The following is a 19,533-nucleotide window of genomic DNA, read 5'->3' as shown; positions in this document are numbered from 1 at the left end:
CGGGCACGCCGAGGGGGCGCGGCCGAGGCCGCGCCCCCTCGGTGCCGTACGGGTCCGGCGGCCGAGGAGCGGCCGCCGGACCCGTGGTGCCTCAGCTCAGCAGCTCGACCTCCGAGAGGGTGGTGGAGGTGCCGCCGCTGTTGGCGGAGACGACCAGGCGGTAGGAGCTGTAGCTGCCCGGGTGGGCGATCTCGAACGGCCGGGTCTGCTGGCGGTCGGAGAAGGTCTGGCCGGTGCGGCTGTCGACCGTCTTCCAGTGCTTGCCGCCGTCGCTGGAGCCCTGGAGCTGCCAGTTCTTCGGGTCCTGGCCCGCGGTCTTGCCGGAGGTCAGGGTGTAGAAGGACGCCTTCTGGCCCTTGCCGTCGCTGTAGCTCCAGGTGACCTGGGGCGTCGCGGTCGGGAAGGTGGCCGAGGTGGCCGAGGTGTTGTCGAACAGCGCCGCGGTGTCGGTGCCGTCAGCGGAGCTGCCGGTGCCCTTGCCGGTGCCGGTGGTGTCCGCCAGCGGCTCGGGGCTGCTGCCGGCCTTGGTCAGGGACGGCGGCAGCGCGTCCTTGCCGGTGCCCCACTTCGAGGGCTTGGAGCCCATGGTGAAGTCGAGGGTGGCGCCGGCCGACAGCTGGTCCTGGGTCAGGTAGACCTTGTCGTAGGCCTTGCCGTTGACCTTGAGCGACTGCACGTAGACGTTCTTGCCGCTGTTGTCGGGGGCGTTGACCGTGATGGTGCGGCCGTTGTCCAGGCGGATGCTGGCCTTGGTGAACGACGGGGAGCCGATCATGTAGGTGTCGCCGCCGACCTGGAGCGGGTACATGCCCAGGGCGCTGAAGATCTGCCAGGTGGAGGCGGCGCCGTTGTCCTCGTCGCCGGGGTAGCCCTCGCCGATCTCGCTGCCGGTGTACAGGCGCTGCTCGATCTGCCGCACGGCCGCCTGGGTCTTGGCGGGGTCGCCGGCGTAGTCGTACATGTACGGGATGGCGTACGAGGGCTGGTTGCTCATGCCCAGCTCGCCCATGCGGACGTCACGGGCCTCGATCATCTCGTGGATGGTGCCGCCGTAGGAGCCGGTGTCGCCGACCGCGGTCTCCTGGGTCGAGAAGAACGTGTCGAGCTTCTTCTCCAGGTTCTGCTGGCCGCCGTACAGCGAGATCAGGCCGTTCGGGTCCTGCGGGACGGTGAAGGCGTAGTTCCAGCCGTTGGACTCGGTGTACTCGTAGCCCCACGTCTTCGGGTCGTAGGAGCTGTCCGGCACACGCCAGGAGCCGTCGGCGTTGCGGCCCTCGAAGAAGCCGGTGTTCTGGTTGAACACCGTGGTGTAGTTCTCGGCGCGGGCCAGGAAGTACGCCGACTCCTCCTTGTACCGCTCGACGTCGGCCTTGGGCGTCTTCGGGTCCTTGGCGAGCTTGGCCGCCATGGTGCCGATGCCGTAGTCGTTGATGTAGCCGTCCAGCGACCAGGAGATGCTGCCGTCGACGGAGGTGTTGGTGTAGCCGGTGAACTCCGAGGTCTCCAGGCCCTTGCGGCCGACGCCGGACTGGGTGGGCACGGTGGTGGCGTTCTTGACGGCGGCCTCGTACGCGGCCTGCGCGTCGAAGCCGGTGACGCCCTTGTCGTAGGCGTCGGCGAAGGCGACGTCGGAGCTGGTGCCGGTCATCAGGTCGGCGTAGCCGGGCGAGGACCAGCGGGCGGTCCAGCCGCCGTCCTTGTACTGCTGGACGAAGCCGTTGGCGAGCTCGCCCGCGGTGTCCGACTCCAGCAGGGAGTAGGCCGGCCACTCACTGCGGTAGGTGTCCCAGAAGCCGTTGTTGACGTAGACCTTGCCGTCCTCGACCTTGGCACCGGACTGGGTGTCGGTGCTGGCGGCCTGCGGCTGGTAGGCGCTGGCGTACTTCCACACCGGCTTGCTGTTGGTGCCGGTGTTCTCCGAGCCGGAGTTGGGGTACAGGTTCATCCGGTACAGGTCGGAGTACAGGGTGGTCGTCTGCTCGCTGCTCGCGCCCTGCACCTGGACCTTGCCGAGCTTGGCGTTCCACTGCGCCGCCGCGCGGTTCTCGACGGTGGAGAAGGAGGTGCCCGCCGGGATCTCCAGGTCCAGGTTGTGCTTGGCCTGGGCGACACTGATGAACGAGGTGGCGATCCGCATCGTCACCGTGTGCTGCTTCGAGGTGTCGAACTTCGCGTAGCCCGTGACGTTGTCGCGGCCGGCGCCGGTCACCTTCTGCGCGGTGGTCGGCGTCTGGTCGAACTGGGCGTACACGTACATCGGTCCGGCCCCGGTGGACAGGCCCGACTTGTGCCCGGCCCAGCCCTGGAGGGTGCCGTTGGCGGCGTCGAAGGTGAGGCCGCCGTTGTTGTCGACGTTGTCGAAGAGCAGGTTGCCGTCACTGCCGGGGAAGGTGAAGCGGAACTCCGCGGAGTGGTCGGCGGGCGCGATCTCCGCCTTGATGCCGTTGGTGAACTTCACGCCGTAGTACTGCGGCTTCGCCGTCTCGTCGGAGTGCTTGAACGGCAGGGCCCGCTTGGTGCGGTCCAGGTCCGGGGTGCCGGAGACGTCCGAGGGCATCACCTGGAACAGGTCGCGGTCGGCCATCCACGGGCTGGGCTCGTGGCTGACGCCCAGCGCCTGGAGGGTCGGCAGGTTGTCCGCGTTGTTCTGCGCGGCGTAGGAGTACTCCCACGAGTCGGAGCCCGCGTCGGTGACCGGCGTGTAGAAGTTGAAGCCGTTGGGCACGGCGGTCGCCGGCAGGTTGTTGCCGCGGGAGAACGACCCGGAGGAGTTGGTGCCGCGCCGGGTGTCGACCTGGTCGGCGTAGCTCGCCTTGGGGTCGACGGAGGGCACGGTGCCGACCTGGAGGTCGTCGATCCAGCCCTTGAACTGGGTCGGCGAGCCCTCGGCGGCGGTGCCGTGCGGGTCGTCGTAGCCGAGCAGGATGCGGTCGATGGTCTTGCCGGCCGCGACCTTGCCGATGTCCGAGGCGACCGCGTTCCACTGGCCCGCGTACAGGATCTTGGAGTCGCCCTGCTGGCTCGGCGTCAGCGACACCCCGTAGCCGTCCTGCGCCGGGGTGCGCAGCTGGCTGAGGTAGGTGCCGTCGGTGAAGCGCAGGTCGATCGAGGCGTACTCACTGGGGTAGGTGAGGTCGCTCGCCGTCAGCTCGGGGAAGATGTCGTACGAGAGCTGGGTGTCGGACTTCACCGGGATGTGCACGTCGTACAGCTTGTTGTAGGCGTGCACCGGGCCGTCGACGGTGTGCGTGCCCGCGTACTCCAGGGCCTTGAGGCCGGTGAAGCCCACGTTGGCCTTGACGTTGGCGCCGGAGGCGGGGCCGTTGCCGACCTCGGTGGTCATCCCCGGGGTGGGCGTCGGCGCGGCCGAGCCGTCGGAGAGGATCAGGTCCGCGAGCTGGGTGCCGTCGGACTGCCCGTTGTTGGCCGTGACGTTCAGCCGGTAGTACGTGTACGCGCCGGGGTTGGCGACGGTGTACACGTGCGTGGCGAACCGGTTGTCGAAGGTCTGGCCCTTCTGGGTGTCGACCGTCGTCCAGTTCGTGCCGTCCGCGGAGCCCTGGAGCTCCCAGTCCTTGGGGTCACGGGTCGGGAAGTCGTTCGCCGAGGTGAGCGCGTACTTGCGCACCGTCTCGTCACCGGTGAGCTGGTACTGGAGCCACGCGGTGTTGGCGAAGGCCAGCCACTTGGTGCTGGAGTCCTCGTCGGTCGCCTTGGGGGCGTTCTCGTTCGGCGGGTTCTCGGAGCTGGCGGTGACCTTGGCGATCTTGTCGTTGAGGCTGCCGGCCAGGACCGGGACGGTGCCGGCGGTCACGCCGGACTGCCAGGCGGAGCCGCCGCGGGTCTCGACGGTGTCCGCGGCGGGCTGCGGCTGCCCGGACTCGAAGGAGGTGCTGAAGGCGGGGCCGTCGCTGCCGTGGCCGGGTGCCGACACGGCGTGGGCGAGCCCGGACGCGGGTGCGGTCAGGCCCAGGGACAGCGCCGCCGCCAGCAGTGATCTGGCGAGGGGGCGGCTGGGTCGGCCTCTTGTCATGGATGAACTGCCTTTCTCTGCACGGCGTCGACGACGACGCCAGCTCACGGCTCTCACGGGCGCGTGGGGGGTCTCGGGGAGGGTGCGGCGGAACGCTGGGGCTGGTCGGCGCTCCCGCCGCCGCGGCCCTGGGCTTCACGGGGGCGGGAGCGCCTGATCAGGGGCCCCGGCGCCGGGAAGGCGGCGCCGGGGCGGTCTGGGCGGGCCCGGGTCCGACCGGTTCGAACCGGTGCGGACGGGTACGGGCCCGGGCCGGCTGGGCCGGACCGGCCGCGGTCAGGCGTTGCGGCCGCTGAGGGCGTACAGCGCCATGCGCGAGTCGTCCGGCAGGGTCAGCGACACCGCGGTCTTGGAGCTGTCGACCGGCACGGACTCGTGCCAGATGCTGATGGCCAGGCCGTCGGAGTTGCCCTTGCTGTCGTAGCGGGTGGTGCAGTTCACCGCGGCGTCCTCGCCCAGCCGGGGCGAACCGGCCGCCCAGTCGGTCGCGTTGAGCGTCACCTGCGAGGTGGAGCCGTCGGAGTAGTGGACGGTTCCGGTGCCGGTGACGTCCCCGTTGTGCGCGGACAGCAGCACGTCCAGGGCCGAGTAGGAGCGCTGCGTCAGGTCGATCGTCTGCCCGTGGGCGGAGACGAAGTCCTTGGCGTTGCCGGTGGTGACCGGGAAGGCGTAGGCGCGGCCGTTCAGCAGGCTGGTTCCGGCGGCGGGCAGCTGCTCGGACGGGAAGGTGTAGCCGCCCCCGTCGAAGCCGCCGCCGCCGGGGGCGGTGCCGGCGGTGCCGGTGCCGGACGTGTCGTAGCTGGCGGAGAGGTCCTGCGGGCACGAGCCGGCGGTGCCGGTGCAACCCGCCGTGGTGACGGCGACGTTGACGGTCCGGGTGGCCGTCGGGCCGCCGTTCTGGCGGACGGTGACGGTCAGCGGGTAGCTGCCGTCAGGGGTGCCGGCCGGTGCGGTGACGTGGACCGGGATGGTGGTCGTGGTCGGCAGGGTGTTCGAGGTGGCCTTGATGGTGCTGCTGGCCGGGGTGGCCTTCAGCGGGGCGCCGGCGCTCACGCTGACGCTGCCGGTGACCTTCCCGGGCCCGGTGAGCACCGCGGAGACGTCCACGTCGGTGCCGCCGCTGCCGGTGAGCAGGCCGGGCGAGGTCGGCGAGACGGCCGCGGAGGTGTGCTGCTGGGTGTCGGCGGTGTGGTCCAGGGCGGGCGGCGCCGCGGCGGCCGAGGTGCCCCAGGAGGAGTGCGTGGTGCCGAGGCTGAGCGACAGGTCGCGGCCGGCCCTGAGGTCGTCGCCGGTCAGGTAGGTCTTCGTCAGCGCCTTGCCGCCCAGCTTCGCGGACTGGATGTAGCGGTCGCTGTCACTGCTGCCCGGGGCGGTGATGGTGTACGAGCCCTTGGGGTAGTAGGCGCGGTCCAGGCTGATGTCGACGCGGGAGAAGACCGGGGTGGAGATGCCCCACTCGTCGGTGCCGGGCGACATCGGGTAGATGCCGATCGAGGACAGCACCTGCCAGGACGACATGGTGCCGAGGTCGTCGTTGCCGGTGACGCCGTTGGGCGCGTCGGTGAACAGGGTGAGCGCGGCGTGCACCACGTCGGTGGTCTTCCACGGCTGCCCGGTGGACAGGTAGGTGTACGGGGCGCCGAGGTCGGGCTCGTTCTGCGGGTTGTACTTGTCCTGGTTGTAGTACGAGTACGTCCCGTTGACCCACGTGTTCGCGGCGGTGCCGGCCGGGTCCTGGAGCAGCTGGTCGTAGGCGAAGAAGGAGTCGAGGCGGGCGTTGGCCGCGTCCTCGCCGCCGATCAGGCTCACGACGCCGGGCATGTCCTGCGGCACCAGCCACATGTACTGCCAGGCCGTGCCCTCGTGGAAGCCGACGCTGCTGGCCGGGTCCGAGGGGCCGGTGAAGGCGCCCTGCGCGTCGCGGGCCTGGAAGAAGCCGGTCGACGGGTTGAGGATGTTGCGGTAGTTCTGACCGCGCGCCAGGTAGCGCTTGGCGTCGGCGGTGTAGCCGAGGTCCTGCGCCATGCCGCCGAGGGCGGCGTCGGCGAGCGCGTACTCCAGCGTGGCGGAGGGGCCGTGCTGGTAGTCGTCGTCACCGGGCTTGGTCTGCGGGCGCGACGGGTCGTACGGCACGTAGCCGTCGGCGAGGTACTCCGCGTCGGCCTGCCGGTCGGCGGAGGGCGAGGAGTCCGGGGCGGCGCTGTCGACGTGCTTCTTCAGCAGGTCGTACGCCTCCTTCTCGTGGCCCTTGAGCAGGCCCTGCCGCCAGGCGTCGACGAGGAAGGGGGTGACCGGGTCGCCGGTCATGATGTTGGTCTCCGCCGTGGCGTAGCCCCAGCGCGGCAGCTGGCCGCCCTGTTCGGCGACGTGCAGCAGCGACAGCGCCATGTCGCGGGACTCGCGCGGCGCGAGCAGCGACAGCAGCTGCTCCTGCGTGCGGTAGGTGTCCCACAGCGACCAGTTCTGGTAGTAGACGCTGCTTCCGCCGTCGTGGATCTTGTTGTCCCAGCCGGTGTAGCGGCCGTCCACGTCGCTGCCGATGTTCGGCGCGAGGAAGGAGCGGTACAGCGACGAGTAGAAGGTGGCCTGCTGCTCGTCGGTGCCGCCCTGCACCCGGATCTGCGACAGCCGCGACTGCCACGCCTGCTTGGCCGCGTTCCGGGTCTGGTCGAAGGTGCCCCTGCCCTCGGCGGCGAGGTTCTTCGCGGCGCCGGCCGGGCCGGTCCACGACAGCGAGGTCACCGCCGTGACCTGGTTGTCCTTGCGGGTGTCGAAGGTGGCGTAGGCGCCGCCGAGCCCGGTGGAGGTGCTGGTGCGGCTGCCCGCGGTGACCGTCGAGCCCTTCCAGGTGCCGAAGGAGGTGAACGGCCGGTCGAAGCGGGTCTCGGTGTAGAGCGTGTACGGCGTGGTGTCCTGGCAGAAGCCGCTGCCGGTGATGGTGGTGAGCACCGTGCGGTTGTCGAGGACGGTGACGGTGCTGGAGGTGATCTTGTGCAGGGCCTGGCCGGCGTCGAGCATGACGTTGGCCTGGGTGGTGGCCGGGAAGGTGTAGCGCTGCCAGCCGGTGCGCTGGGTCGCGGTGAGTTCCGCGGTGATCCCGGTGCCGAGCTTGACGGAGTACGCGCCGGGTGAGGCGGACTCGTCGGAGTGGCTGAACTGCGCGGCGTAGGAGGCGTCGTCGGTGCTGGTGATGGCGCCCGTCGTCGGCAGGGTCGGCAGGTCGCCGCCGAGGCCGCAGCCGACACCGGACAGGTGCACGGAGCTGAACCCGAGGATGTGGTCCTGGTTGTAGTCGTAGCCGGTGTTGTGACCGGTGTCCGGCGAGAGCTGCACCATGCCGAACGGCACGGCGGCTCCGGGGTAGGTGTTGCCGTCGTTCTGCGTGCCGATGAACGGGTTCACCAGGTGCGTCAGGTCGCCTCCCGGCGCCGACGCCTGGGCCGCGGTAGCCGGCAGGGCCACCGCGAAGGCCGCGGCGGCGGCGGCAACCGCGGCGGCCCAGCCGCGCAGCCGTGTCCTCGGGGTCATCTCGTGTCCTCCATGTGTCGCTCCGCGACAACGTTGTCGGGATACCGGCATGGAATAGTCCTCCTGGCATTGAAGGGGTGTCAAGAGTTCTGTCATTGCAGCGTTGGAACGTTCCGGGCCGCCGACCGGGATGCCCGTTTGCGCCGTCTCGCGATCTTCCTCACCGGCCGCACCGACCGGCACAACCTGGCGTTCCGTGAGTGGCCGGGGGTGGTCCGGGCACACTCGGCGCCCGGGCCCGGCGGCCGCCGGACGGCCTGACGCCGCGCCAACCGGGTTGGGACTGTGCAACGTTGTAAGCTTCCCGCGCCCGGAGGGTGCCGCCCCGGGAGGGTGCCGCCGCCGTCCGCCGGGCTCCGCCGGTCCCGCGGGCGGGAGACGCGCTCCCGGACGAGGCGGAGGTCGGTGTCGTCGAAGCCCGGCACCGAGGTCGTGGGCGGCCGGCCCGGCGTACGCGCCGGCGGCGTCGCCGCCCGCCGTTCCCCGCGAGCCGGCCGCGGACCGGCAGGTGGTCAGAGTATCGGGTGGCCGCCCCAGGGTCCGCTCGCGCCGGCACTCCGCGAGGACCTCGCGGGTCTCGACGGGGTGGTGTGGTCCGGGCCCGGTGGCCGATCGCAGCTTCGGCACACCCGGGCCGGGCCCGCGGCGGCGCCTCGCCCGCGTGGTCGCCCGACGTCCGCCCCGGGATCGCGAGTTCATACCGGGTATCGTCAACTTCCCCGCGTCCAGCGCCAGTACGCTCTCCTGGCCGGTGAGCAGGGCGGTGAAGCCCGCGGCGGCCCTGGCAGGTTCCCCGCCCGTGCTCTGGCCCAGGCGAGGGTGCGCCGGATGGTGAGTGCGACCAGGCTGTCCGCGCCCGCGGCCCGTGCCACCCGTGGGGCGGGGTCCTCCAGGCCGGTCACCGCTCCCGCCGCGTCCCCGGCCTCCACGCGTGTCCGGGCGGGTTCGGCCTCGGCGCCCGGTACCTCGTCGTGGTCGGCCCCCGACCGGTCCGCCAGGTGGGCGGTCGCCTCCCGGTGCCGGGCCACCGACGCAACGACGGCCCGGGTCGCGGGCCGGCGGCGCGCGCCCGCTGCGCGGGCGGCCGGGCGGCGAGCCACGCGCCGCCCTTCGTCCACCCGGCTGCCCGCGTGCCGTCAGCGGGACCGTCCCGCCAGGGCGGCGAGCGGGGCACACCCGGCCGGGAGAGGCGCTGGGTGGCGGCGCCAACTGTGCCGTGCCCTGCGGTACTCGACATCCCGTTCGGTCCACAGGTGCGGCCCGCGGGAGGGGGCCGGCAGCCCCTCGCGGCCGCGGGAGGCCGGGCGACGACCCAGGAGCGGGCTCGGGTGAGCCCGCCGCGGGCGTGGTCGAGCCGGCCTTCCTGGGCGGCTCAGGAGTGGTGCCCGTGGCGGCCGAGGGTCTGCACCGGGGTCGCGCCGGGGCGGGTCCACTGCGGCACGGGCCGGCTGGTCGGGCCCCAGGTGGCGGCGCCGTCGGCGTCCGAGCGCCAGTACCAGCAGGCGTCGCGGCCCCCGGACGGGGTCCCGTCGCGCACGTCGCCGGTCGCGGGCACACCCTCGGGTCGGTCCTCCCACGCCTCACCCCTGCCGTAGGGCGTCATGTCGAGCAGACCGAGTGACCCGTTGGCCCGTTCGTTGCCGCGGCCCGTCGTGGAGTAGGTGAGGAAGACCCGGTCGCCCTCGCGCAGGAAACAGGCGATGTGCCCCATCACCCCGCCGATCGGCGCCTCCACGCCCCGCACCGAGTACCAGGGCTGCGTGTAGCCCATGAACGCGACGTAGGGCGCCACCTCCTCCCAGGGGCCCGAGGTCAGGACGGCGAAGGAGACACCCCGGGCGTTGAGGTAGACGGCGTCCTTCACATGCCAGGCCGTGGTGGTGCAGCCCTCGCACTGCCCCTGGTGCGGCGCGCCGTCCCACCACATGTGCTGGTAGACCACGAGTTCGTCGCGCCCCTGGAACAGGTCGAGGAACGGGACCGGCCCGTCGGCGCCGGTGACCTCGACCGTCCCGTCGGTCTCGACCATCGGCAGCCGCCGCCGGGCCGCGGCGATCGCGTCTCCCTCGTGCGTGTGGGCCTTCTCGCGGACCAGCAGCTCGTCGCGGGCCGCCTGCCAGGCGGCCAGGTCGACAACCGGCGGCCTGCCGGGGAGATCGCCGCTCGCGGCGCCGGGTGTGGTCGTCATGGTGTCCTCCGTGGGTGTCTCGTACCGGTCGGCGCCGCGCGTCCTGCACCGTGCGTCGTGCGTCGCGCGTCGCGCGTCGCGCGTCGTCCAGACGCTCACCGGAGCAGACTCGCGACGACGCCAGAACTCATCGCGGAAGCGCGCCTGGACCGGGCCGGCCCTCCTGACACGGCGGGAGGGTGGGACGCGGGCCCTGTGCTGCCGTCCGCCGGCGACCGGCATCCAGCAGCCGCAATCCAGCAGCCGTCATCCAGCAGCGGAACTGCGCCGGGACGGCCCATGACGGCCGACGACCGGACCACGGACAGTCCGTCCACCGGCGCGTCCGGAGGCGGTAGAAAGAGGCATGGCCGCCGCACTCCCCGACCTGTCCGACGACGAACGCGACGCCGAGGCGATGGTGGGCGCGCTGCTCACCGCCTCGCGGCTGCTCGTCGCCGTCTCCACGCGCTCGCTGGCCGAGGTGGCGGCGACGCTCACCCTGCCGCAGTTCCGCATGCTCGTCGCCCTGTACACCCGGGGCTCGCTGAACCTGTCGCAACTCGCCGACGAGTTGGACGTGCAGCCGTCCACGGCGCTGCGCATGATCGACCGGCTGGTGGCGGCCGGCATGGTCGCCAGGGGCTCCGAGCCCGCCGACCGCCGGGCGAGCGTCATCGCGCTGACCGAGCGCGGACGTGACACCGTCCTCCGGGCGACCGAGCGGCGCCGAGCCGAGCTCACCCGCATCGTGGCCCGGATGCCCGCGGCCCAGCGGCGCGGGTTCGTCCGCGTGCTGCGCGCCTTCACGGACGCCGGGTCCGAGCCGCAGGCCCGGCCCACCCCGGGCGAACGCCTGGGCTGGTAAGGACCGGGCTCCGTGGGTCCGGCACGGGGCGTCGGACTATTCGACGGTCCAGCCGATACCGCCGATACCCGTGCTGTAGAAGGCGCAGTGCCCGGAGGACTCGCCGACCTCGCCCGGCTGGATGGTGACCGAGTCGCCTGTCACGTCCGGGGCCAGGCCGCAGATGATGTCGGCGTGGAAGGTGACCGGGCCGGCCGAGCGGTTGGTGCAGTCCACCCCGCCGGTCAGGGGGTCGTTGTTGTGAATCCACGTGGTGCAGTCGAGGATCGTGGCCGGCGCGGCGGATACCGACGGAGCCGCGGACACGGCGGGCGTGCCGGAGAGGTCGGCGCCGGTCGTGTGGGTGGCGGTGGGCCCCTTCGGCGAGCCGGTGGCGGCCGTCTGGACGGCGGTCGCCGCGGCTGGGGAGTCGGCGCCGGTGGTGTGGGCCGCGGCGGGCGCGGCGACGAGCGCGGCGGCCAGCGGCATCACCGCGAAGGAGAGGCGGGTCGCGTGCTTGCGGAAGGGGGACATGCGAAGCCTCCTGAGCCTTCGGTGAATTGCCCCCAGGTATACCGCTTGCATCGCATATGTCGTTATCCACTGAAAGGGTGACATTCCGTCAGAGACGCCCGTCGCCACGACTGGAGCGCGTCGGCTGTCAGCCCGCGTGCCGGTTCAGCCGAACCGGCCGCCCTACGCTCGAACCCCTGCCGTGTGCCGTATTCCTGACGTGCCGTCGGACACCCCGCTCCGACTGGACCGGAGCCGGGTGTCCGACGGCTCTCCACACGGCGTGCTTTCCCGAGCGCTGCGACGGCGAAGACCTGCCGCCGACCCCGTGCACTGCGTCACCTGCCCCCGCCTCCCCCCTCCATGCCACGCCGAACGGGTGAACCTCGCCCGCTGATCCAGAGCTCCCAGGCGCAGGGCCCTGGGGGCGCCAGGACAGCCGACCACCGGGCAGACCCGCTGGCCAGGACACCGGCCACTCCCCCTGCACGGTCCTCCCCCGCGGAGTTCCGCAGTACCGCAGTACCCACAGCACCCAGCCGGGGTGGGGGAGAGCGCGCCGGCAGCCGGATCGGCCAGAGCCCGCACGAGCCCGACAGGTCCGCAGGGCATCTCCGCACCACCTCGCGGTGCTTCGGCGGACGGAACGCCGAGCGCCACGCCCATGCCTGACGACCGGCGCCGTCCGTCCGACCTGCGCGCCGCGGCGTGCGGCGCCCGCCGCCCAGGAACGGCACCGGGTCACGACGGCACCGGGTCACCCAGCCTGTTCCGATGGCCGGCAGGCGTCGCGCAGCCGGACGGCGACGGCGTAACAGCCCAGGCCGACCGCCGTTCCCGCTCCGCCGCCGAACGCCACCAGGGGCACGAGGTCCAGAGGGCGGGCCCGGGAGAGCGGGCCGGTGGTCCACCCGGCCACGCGCTGTGCGGCGCCCGCCACCGCCGCGGCGGCCACCAGCGCGGCGACCGCGGCCCGCCCGCGCCCGGACAGCCGCGTCCTGCGGCGGGGCGTCCGCCCGCCCGCCGCGCCCCAGGGCTCCCGCCCGACACCCTCGCCCGCGCCGTCCTCGGGTTCCACACCACCTGACATGCCGTCATGTGACTTTCCAATCCGGTTCGTTGCGGCCCGCTCCCCCGATGTCGCGCCGACCGTACGACCCTTCGACCCCGCCGGGTCCGCCCTCCGCAGCGCGTGCGGCACGTACCAGCCGAGCAGGCCGAGGGCCGCGGCGGAGCAGCCGTACTGGAGCAGGGAGTAGAGCGGCATCCCGTGCACGGTGGCCCCGAGTACCGGCAGCAGCCGTTCGCCCAGCCGGCCGCCGTGGGTGAACGCGTCCCACCCCACGTGGGTCGCGGCGCCCACCGCGGCCGAGACGGCGAACCAGCCGGCCGCTCGGGCGTCGAAGGGGCGCCCGGCCGGGGCGGTCAGCGCGTCGGCGGCGTCGGCCCACCGCCCCGGGAGCAGCGCCGTCAGCGGTTCGCGCAGCAGCCCGTGCCAGGCGGCCGCGAGGGCCGCGGCGATCGCCACGTCCACCGTGGGCACCCCCCACACGCTGTGCGTCACCCGCCCGAACCCGTAGGTGCCGCGCACCAGCGAGTCGGCGAAGAACGGCACGTCCGGCGCGATCGACCCGGCCGCCAGCGCGGACCCGATCCAGGGTCCTCGGGCCCGCCCCGCCCGCAGGAACGGCAGGACGGCGGCGGGGTGGCTCAGCGTGAACGGCACGCCGCCATCCTCCCGCCGCGCTCGCGGTCCCGCCACTCCCGAAGCCCGGAGCGGGACCCAGGCGCACAGCGGCCTGGCGGTGTTCACCGGGCTGGGCGCGGCAGGGAACGGCAGCGGCGCGCCGCGGTCCCCCTCGAACCCTCTCGGGATCGATGCCCGTCCCGACGCGGGGGCATACGGTACGACGCGCCCCGCCGGCGGCCCCCGGCGCGCCGGACGGCCGGCCCACCGATCGGCTCCGCACCCACCTCGGTCCGCTCCGCCACGCACCTCTTGGATGCTCCTTCCGTCTCAGCTCCGCACAGCCGCCGCGCCCGTCGCACCCATTGACATCCAGACTCCGCGGTCCAAATATGGGAGCGCTCCCACGCCGCCGTGGTCCCCATGCCGCGGCCGGTTCGGGTTCGTACACGGAACAGATCCACGCACTCCCCCACGTCCGCCTCCTGAAGGTGAGAACTCCGTGTTCGTCCACAGACATCCGGCCGCCGGGCGGCTGCGGCGGCGGCTGGCCGCCGGTACCGCGGCGGCCGCGCTCGGCGCCGCCCTGCTCGCGGGCGGCGGCAGGGCCGCCGCGGCCGACCCGGCGCCGGCTCCGGTCGACGTGACCGTCAACGCGAACGAGGGCTTCGGCACCATCCCCAGCACCGCCTACGGCCTCAACAGCGCCGTGTGGGACTCCCAGATGAACGTCCCCCAGGTGCAGGACCTGATCACGTCGGCCGACGTGGGCATGCTGCGCTACCCCGGCGGGAGCTACGGCGACAGCTACCACTGGGAGGACAACACCGCGCCGGGCGGGTACGTGGCGCCCGGAACCGACTTCGACTCGTTCATGGGCACCGTCCAGAAGGTCGGCGCGCAGCCGATCCTGATCGCCAACTACGGCTCCGGCACGCCCCAGGAGGCGGCGGACTGGGTGCGCTACGCCAACGTCACCAAGGGGTACGGGGCGAAGTACTGGGAGATCGGCAACGAGCTCTACGGCAACGGCCACTACGGCTCGGGCTGGGAGACCGACGACCACGCCGACACCTCCCCCACCGCCTACGCGACCAACCTCGCCGACTACGCCACCGCCATGAAGGCGGTCGACCCCAGCATCAAGATCGGCGCGGTGCTGACGCTGCCGGGCAACTGGCCGGACGGCGCGATGGCCTCGGGCGAGAGCGCGGACTGGAACCACACGGTCATCCCGCTCGTGGCCAAGCACGCCGACTTCGTGATCGTCCACTGGTACCCGGGCGGCTCGGACGCCGCCGGGATGCTGACCACCCCGACCCAGCTCGCCGGTGAACTCGCGCAATTGAAGGACCAGTTGGTGCAGGGCGGGGCCGGGAACCTGCCGGTCGCGATGACCGAGCTGAACTCCAACGTGGACGAGGACACCCAGCCGGACGCCCTGTTCGGCGCGGACGCCACCCTGACGGCACTGCAGAGCGGGGTGTTCACCGTCGACTGGTGGGACACGCACAACGGCCCGACCACGATCAGCACCGCGCCCGACGGCGCCACCGACTACCAGGACTACGGCATCCTCTCCAGCGGCACCTGCGTCGGCAGCGTCTGCGAGCCCGCGCTCAACACGCCGTTCCCCACGTACTACGCGATCCAGATGCTCAGCAGGCTCGGCCGCCCGGGCGACCAACTGGTCGGCGCGGCAACGGACAACGCGCTGGTGGCCGCGCACGCGGTGCGGCGGGCCGACGGCGACCTGAGCGTGCTGCTGATCAACAAGGACCCGAAGAACGCCCAGCAGGTGGCGTTCCACTACAACGGCTACACCCCCGCCACCACCTCCGCCCAGGTCGACTCCTACCTGGACCAGGCGTCCTCGATCACCACCACGACCACGGCCGACACCACCTCCGCGACGCTGCCGCCGTACTCGCTGACCACGCTGACCCTGCACCCGGCGACCGGCTCGCAGTCGGCGCTGTCGGCGCCCGGCACACCCACCGTGACGGCGTCCGACGACACGTCCGCCACCGTCTCGTGGACGCCCTCCTCCGGCGGTACGGCCGACCGGTACGAGGTGTACCGGCAGAACGGCATCACAAGTGAGCTGCTGGCCGGCACCACCGGCTCCTCGGTGACGGTGCACAACCTGACGCCCGGCACCACCTACACGTGGAACGTGCTGGCCCGGGACTCCGCAGGACGGCTCTCGCGCCCCTCGGCCCCGGTCACGGTGCGCACCAGTACCCCGCAGCAGTCCGGCTGCCGGGTGTCGTACAAGCTCACCGGCGGCTGGGGCAACGGCTTCAACGCCGACGTGAACGTCACCGACACCGGCCCGAACCCGATCACCGGCTGGACGCTGGCGTTCTCCTTCCCGGCGGGCGCCGACGAGAAGGTGACCGGGTTCTGGAACGCGAACGTCACCCAGAGCGGCCAGACCGTGGTGGCCACCCCGGTGGACTGGAACGGCACCCTGGCCGCGAACGGCGGCAACTCAGCGGACTTCGGCTTCACCGGCTCCAACAACGGCGCCTACCCGTCGCCGACCGTCTTCACCCTGAACGGCACGGTCTGCACGACCACCTGACCCGTACGGACCGTGCGCATGAGGCGGACCCGGCTGCTCGTCGGCCGGGTCCGCCGCCTGCCCGCCGCCTGGCCCCGCCGCCCGACGCACCGACCCGGCTCCCGGCTCCAACCCCGACTCCGACTCCGACTCCGCTCACCATCCCGCTCAGGCCCGGCCCCGGTCCGCTCCGCTCCCGGCCCGGCTTCCGACGTTCGCGGTCGACCCTCCGATGTCACCCGTTCGGCGGAACACGACAGCATTCCGCGGTGCTCGACGGGGCCGCTTCCGGGCGGGGGCTGGGATGATCACGCCATGCTCCAGGTCTGCCTGAACGGCGCGAGAACACAACACGCGTGCCCGGTGCTGCCGGTGACCCCGCAGCAGCTCGGCGACGCGGCAGCGGCGGCCGTCGCCGCCGGTGCCCGCTCCATCCACATCCATCCCAAAAACGCGGACGGCGCCGACACGTTGGCGGCCGTCCACGTCGACGCCGCCGTCGCCGCGGTGCGCGCGTCGGCCCCGGGGGTCCCGATCGGCGTGACGACGGGCGCCTGGACGGAAGCCGACCCCGAACGCCGGGCGGCGCTGGTGCGCTCGTGGTCGGTGCTGCCCGACCACGCGTCGGTGAACTGGCACGAGGAGGGCGCCGAGTTGGTGGCCGACGCGCTGCTGGAGGCCCGGATCGGGGTGGAGGCCGGGCTGTTCTCCGGGACCGGCGCTCCCGAACGGCTCCGGGCGTGGCCGCGGGCCCGCCGTGTGCTGCGGGTCATGGCCGAGGTGGTCGCGGAGGACGCCGAGGCGGCCGTCGCGGCGGCCGAGGACCTGCTCGTGCGGATCGAGGCGCTGGATCTGAGGCCGGCGGGGCGCGGCCCGGTGCTGCTGCACGGCCAGGAGCGCGGCACGTGGCCGGTGCTGGCGCTGGCCGCCGATCGCGGCCTGGACACCCGGATCGGCCTGGAGGACACCCTGCTGCTCCCGGACGGCTCGCCGGCCCCGGACAACGCGGCGCTGGTCGAGGCGGCCCGCGCGGTGCTGACGGGCGCGAGCCGCCGCTGACGCTCGCCGGGGTACGGGCCGACGGCGTCGACGCCGGGGCGGTGTGCCTCCGCTTCGGCGCTACGGGAGGGTGCCAGGAGGGACGGCGGCCTTCGGCGGGAGACGGGTGGCGGACGGCGAGATGCGGGCGGCGGGCGGCCGCGGCCCCATGCGCCGGACGTCGGCCACCACCCGTTCCTGTCCCGGACTGCGCCGGTAGGGGATCTGATCTGCCGCTGAGCCTGTGACGGCTGCCGCGGGGGCGGCGGGACGCGGGCCGGGTCAGCCGCCGCCCGGCGCGGTGCGGGTGGCGGTCCAGCGCAGCACCTCGTCGGCGCTCCACGTGGTGACGATCCGTTCGGCCGTGATGCCCGCCTCCTCCGCGCGGGCGCAGCCGTGGCGCTGCCAGTCGAGCTGGCCGGGTGCGTGGGCGTCGCTGTCGACGCTGAAGAGCGTGCCGAGGTCGCGGGCGAGGGCGAGCAGCGGCCGGGGCGGGTCGAGGCGGTGGGGCTGCTGTTGATCTCGACGGCGGTCCCCGCGGCGGCGCACGCGGCGAAGACCTGCTCGGCGTCGAAGGCGGACTGCGGCGCGGCCTGGCCTCGCCGATCAGCCGGTTGGTGCAGTGGCCGAGCACGTCCACCAGCGGGTTGCCGGCCGCGGCGACCAGCCGCCGGGTGAACTCCGCCTTCGGCATGCGCAGTTCGGAGTGGGCGGAGGCGACGACGAGGTCGAGCCGGTCGAGCAGGCCGTCGTCCTGGTCGAGCGAGCCGTCGCCGAGGATGTCGCACTCGATGCCGGTGAGCACCCGGAAGGGGGCGAGCCGCTGGTTGGTCTCGGCCACCACGTCGAGCTGGCGCAGCAGCCGGTCGGCGGTGAGGCCGCGGGCGACCTTGAGCCGGGGGCTGTGGTCGGTGAGCACCATCCAGTCGTGGCCGAGGTCGCGGGCGGTGCGGGCCATGGCCTCGATGGGGCTGCCGCCGTCGGACCAGTCGGAGTGGACGTGGCAGTCGCCGCGCAGCGCGGCCCGCAGCCGCCGGCCGGCCTCCTCGGGGAGTGCGTCGGCCTGTTCGCGCTCCAGGTCGGCGAGGTAGCCGGGGGTGCGGCCCGCGCACGCCTCGGTGATGACCCCCGCGGTGGTCCTGCCGATGCCCTTGAGCGTGGTGAGCCGTCCGGTGGCGGCGAGCCGCTCGACGTCGGCGCGGGAGCGGGCGGCGACGACCTCCGCGGCGTTGCGGAAGGCGCGCACCCGGTAGGTGGGGGCGAGTGCGCGCTCCAGCAGGAAGGCGATGCGGTCCAGCGCCTCGACGGGCTCCATGGGGTGCGGGTTCCCCGTCGCCCCGCGGCCTAACGGCGTGCGTCTCCGCTGTCACCCGCCCGGCCCGCGAACGACGGGCCGGGTGGACCGTACGGACGGGACCCGGTGGACGTCCCGACGGAGACCCCGGCGGACGACCCATCGGACCGTACGGATACGGCCCGGGTGCCGGCGGTGGCCCGCGCCGGGCGGCCGGTCAGCTCTCGGGGACGTGCAGGGCGTCCCAGCTCTCCTTTCCCGGCGGCCACTTCAGCGCGGCACCGGTCCAGCCCTTGTCGTGCTGGGTGCTGTACTTGCGCTGCCATGCCTCGTAGGAGGCGACGTCCCCGGAGCCGATGACGTCCTTGTTGCTGCTGGAGTGGTAGTGGTCGCAGCCGACGGCGACCAGCCGGCTGTGCATCGCGGCGACCACGGGCGAGCGACGTCCGGCGGTGAACCAGTCCGAGCCGGGGAACGGCACGTAGTGCGGGGTGCCGTCGGAGGCCGGTTTCTTCGCCGCCCAGGAGGTCAGCGCGGCCTTGGACGCGAAGGCGCCGAGGTTGCGGTCCAGGCCGCCGCTCTCGCCGTACTGGTGGAGGGTCCAGGAGTGTTCGACGCGGGGGTGCCCGGCGGAGGCCGAGGGGTCGGCGATCCACAGGCCGTCGCCGCAGAAACTCGTCTTGTCGTACTGAAGCCAGAACTCGCGGTTGCAGTAGAGCAGGACGCGGTGGCCGGCTGCCTCGTGCTGGATCTGCCGCAGCAGCGTGTCCTTGGCGGAGCCGGACACGTCGGCGTCCTCCCAGTCCAGGGCGAGCAGGTCGCCGGCCTTCGCGGCGGCGTGCTTGAGGAAGTACGCCGCCTGCTCCGCCGCCGAGCCGGGCCGTGCGAAGTGGTAGTGCCCGACGACCAGGCCCGCGGCTCGCGCGTGCGCGGCCTGCCCGGCGTGGTGGGGGTTGACGTAGCTGGTGCCCTCGGTGGCCTTGACGAAGGCGAAGTCCTGGCCGGAGGTGGCGAAGTCGGTGGGCTGGTACGAGGCGACGTCGACCCCGTGGACGGACATGGCAGGCCTCCTAGTGAGCGGAGTGGACGGAGCCCACGGTGAAGGTGTCGCCGCACACCTGCGGGCTGGAGGTGGCCAGGGTCATCGAGTCCTTCGAACCGGGCGGGTAGACCTTGATGAAGGTGGGCCTGCGCCAGCACTCGTCGCCCTTCACCCCCTGGTTGAGGGTGTGCAGGTCGGCCTGGACGGACGCGCCCGGACTCAGCGTCACCGTGCCCTGGGACCCGCCCTGGCGGCCCGCGGCCCGGCCGATGGTGCTGCCGTCGCCGCGGATGAGGGACACGCCGGGGAAGCCGTCGAGCACGCACGGGCGGCTGGAGGTGTTGGTGAAGGTCAGCGGGTAGTAGATGTTGCCGGCGCCGGGGTCGCCGGCGCCCAGCGTCATCCTCAGGTCCGTCACGGTGCAGCGTGTCCCCGCCGCCTGGGGCGCGGCGGTGCTCGTGCTGCCGGGTGGCGGGGACGAGGCGGGCGGCGCGGTGTCCGCGGTGCCCTGCGGGGCCGGGGTGGTGGTGGCCGGCCGCGGGGCGCGGCCGTGGCCGGGGCGCCGGCCGAGGTCGTGCCGCCGGCCGAGGTCGTGCCGCCGGTGCCGGGGGTGCCCTGCGTGGCGGTGTCGCCGGTGGTTGCGGTGCCGTTGCCGCAGCCGGCGGCGCACACGGCGAGTGCGGCCAGCCCGGCGGCGAGAAGCGGTACCGCGCGGCGAGGGGTCCGGTTCCCCCTGGTCTTGGATGTCTCAGGCATACCTAGCGGATACTCGCCCCCGGCGGGGTCCATACCGCTGACCGGCCGATTGTTGCCGTTCC

General features: G+C 73.1%; 9 protein-coding genes and 2 pseudogenes. 3 read left to right on the top strand and 8 right to left on the bottom strand.

Translation table 11 applies throughout. From position 1 onward, the window contains the following. Positions 1-91 precede the first annotated feature (91 nt). The 3 genes and pseudogenes from BS72_RS11720 to BS72_RS11710 form a co-directional block, all read right to left on the bottom strand. Positions 92-4,033, bottom strand: a complete 3,942-nt coding sequence (locus BS72_RS11720; RefSeq protein WP_078901244.1) for a GH92 family glycosyl hydrolase — start codon at positions 4,031-4,033, stop codon at positions 92-94. A gap of 1,194 nt (positions 4,034-5,227) precedes the next feature. Next, a pseudogene (locus BS72_RS11715) lies at positions 5,228-7,561 on the bottom strand (GH92 family glycosyl hydrolase); the annotation flags it as partial. A 1,372-nt stretch (positions 7,562-8,933) separates the two neighbouring features. Next, a complete protein-coding gene (locus tag BS72_RS11710) occupies positions 8,934-9,749 on the bottom strand; it encodes a DUF899 family protein (RefSeq protein WP_037909199.1) in 816 nt (271 codons plus the stop codon). A 346-nt stretch (positions 9,750-10,095) separates the two neighbouring features. On the opposite strand from BS72_RS11710, the gene BS72_RS11705 reads away from it, so the two are divergent. Beyond that, complete coding sequence (locus BS72_RS11705; RefSeq protein ID WP_037909198.1) at positions 10,096-10,596, top strand: MarR family winged helix-turn-helix transcriptional regulator; 501 nt, start codon at positions 10,096-10,098, stop codon at positions 10,594-10,596. A 36-nt stretch (positions 10,597-10,632) separates the two neighbouring features. Here the strand turns inward: BS72_RS11705 and BS72_RS38150 are convergent, their stop codons facing one another. Together BS72_RS38150 and BS72_RS11695 are read right to left on the bottom strand one after the other, a co-directional pair. Further along, a complete protein-coding gene (locus BS72_RS38150) occupies positions 10,633-11,109 on the bottom strand; it encodes a hypothetical protein (protein ID WP_232792340.1) in 477 nt (158 codons plus the stop codon). Positions 11,110-11,845: 736 nt separating this feature from the next. Continuing rightward, on the bottom strand, positions 11,846-12,814 hold the full coding sequence (locus BS72_RS11695) for a DUF4184 family protein (RefSeq protein WP_037909197.1): 969 nt from the start codon (positions 12,812-12,814) through the stop codon (positions 11,846-11,848). Positions 12,815-13,277: 463 nt separating this feature from the next. Here BS72_RS11695 and BS72_RS11690 point away from each other — a divergent pair, with 463 nt between their 5' ends. Continuing rightward, positions 13,278-15,362 (top strand): cellulose binding domain-containing protein, encoded by a 2,085-nt coding sequence (locus BS72_RS11690; protein WP_232792339.1) that lies wholly within the window; start codon positions 13,278-13,280, stop codon positions 15,360-15,362. A gap of 294 nt (positions 15,363-15,656) precedes the next feature. Further along, complete coding sequence (locus BS72_RS11685; protein WP_037909195.1) at positions 15,657-16,400, top strand: 3-keto-5-aminohexanoate cleavage protein; 744 nt, start codon at positions 15,657-15,659, stop codon at positions 16,398-16,400. 261 nt (positions 16,401-16,661) lie between these two features. On the opposite strand, the pseudogene BS72_RS11680 reads toward BS72_RS11685, so the two are convergent. The 3 genes and pseudogenes from BS72_RS11680 to BS72_RS36445 all read right to left on the bottom strand — a co-directional run bounded on the left by BS72_RS11680 (position 16,662) and on the right by BS72_RS36445 (position 19,133). Continuing rightward, a pseudogene (locus BS72_RS11680) lies at positions 16,662-17,694 on the bottom strand (PHP domain-containing protein). A 196-nt stretch (positions 17,695-17,890) separates the two neighbouring features. Then, positions 17,891-18,733, bottom strand: a complete 843-nt coding sequence (locus tag BS72_RS11675; protein WP_037909192.1) for a GH25 family lysozyme — start codon at positions 18,731-18,733, stop codon at positions 17,891-17,893. A gap of 10 nt (positions 18,734-18,743) precedes the next feature. After that, positions 18,744-19,133 carry a DUF4232 domain-containing protein gene (locus BS72_RS36445; RefSeq protein WP_157856203.1) on the bottom strand — a complete coding sequence of 130 codons (390 nt, stop codon included), beginning with the start codon at positions 19,131-19,133 and terminating at the stop codon, positions 18,744-18,746. Positions 19,134-19,533: the final 400 nt, after the last annotated feature.

Origin of the sequence: Actinacidiphila yeochonensis CN732 (assembly GCF_000745345.1) — a bacterium.
Lineage (GTDB): Bacteria > Actinomycetota > Actinomycetes > Streptomycetales > Streptomycetaceae > Actinacidiphila > Actinacidiphila yeochonensis.
This window is presented reverse-complemented; position numbering and strand designations above follow the sequence as displayed.

Coding starts and splice junctions, on each gene's coding strand:
- BS72_RS11720 (WP_078901244.1), bottom strand. CDS start 4,033: ATGACAAGAGGCCGACCCAGCCGCCCCCTCGCCAGATCACTGCTGGCG.
- BS72_RS11710 (WP_037909199.1), bottom strand. CDS start 9,749: ATGACGACCACACCCGGCGCCGCGAGCGGCGATCTCCCCGGCAGGCCG.
- BS72_RS11705 (WP_037909198.1), top strand. CDS start 10,096: ATGGCCGCCGCACTCCCCGACCTGTCCGACGACGAACGCGACGCCGAG.
- BS72_RS38150 (WP_232792340.1), bottom strand. CDS start 11,109: ATGTCCCCCTTCCGCAAGCACGCGACCCGCCTCTCCTTCGCGGTGATG.
- BS72_RS11685 (WP_037909195.1), top strand. CDS start 15,657: ATGCTCCAGGTCTGCCTGAACGGCGCGAGAACACAACACGCGTGCCCG.
- BS72_RS11675 (WP_037909192.1), bottom strand. CDS start 18,733: ATGTCCGTCCACGGGGTCGACGTCGCCTCGTACCAGCCCACCGACTTC.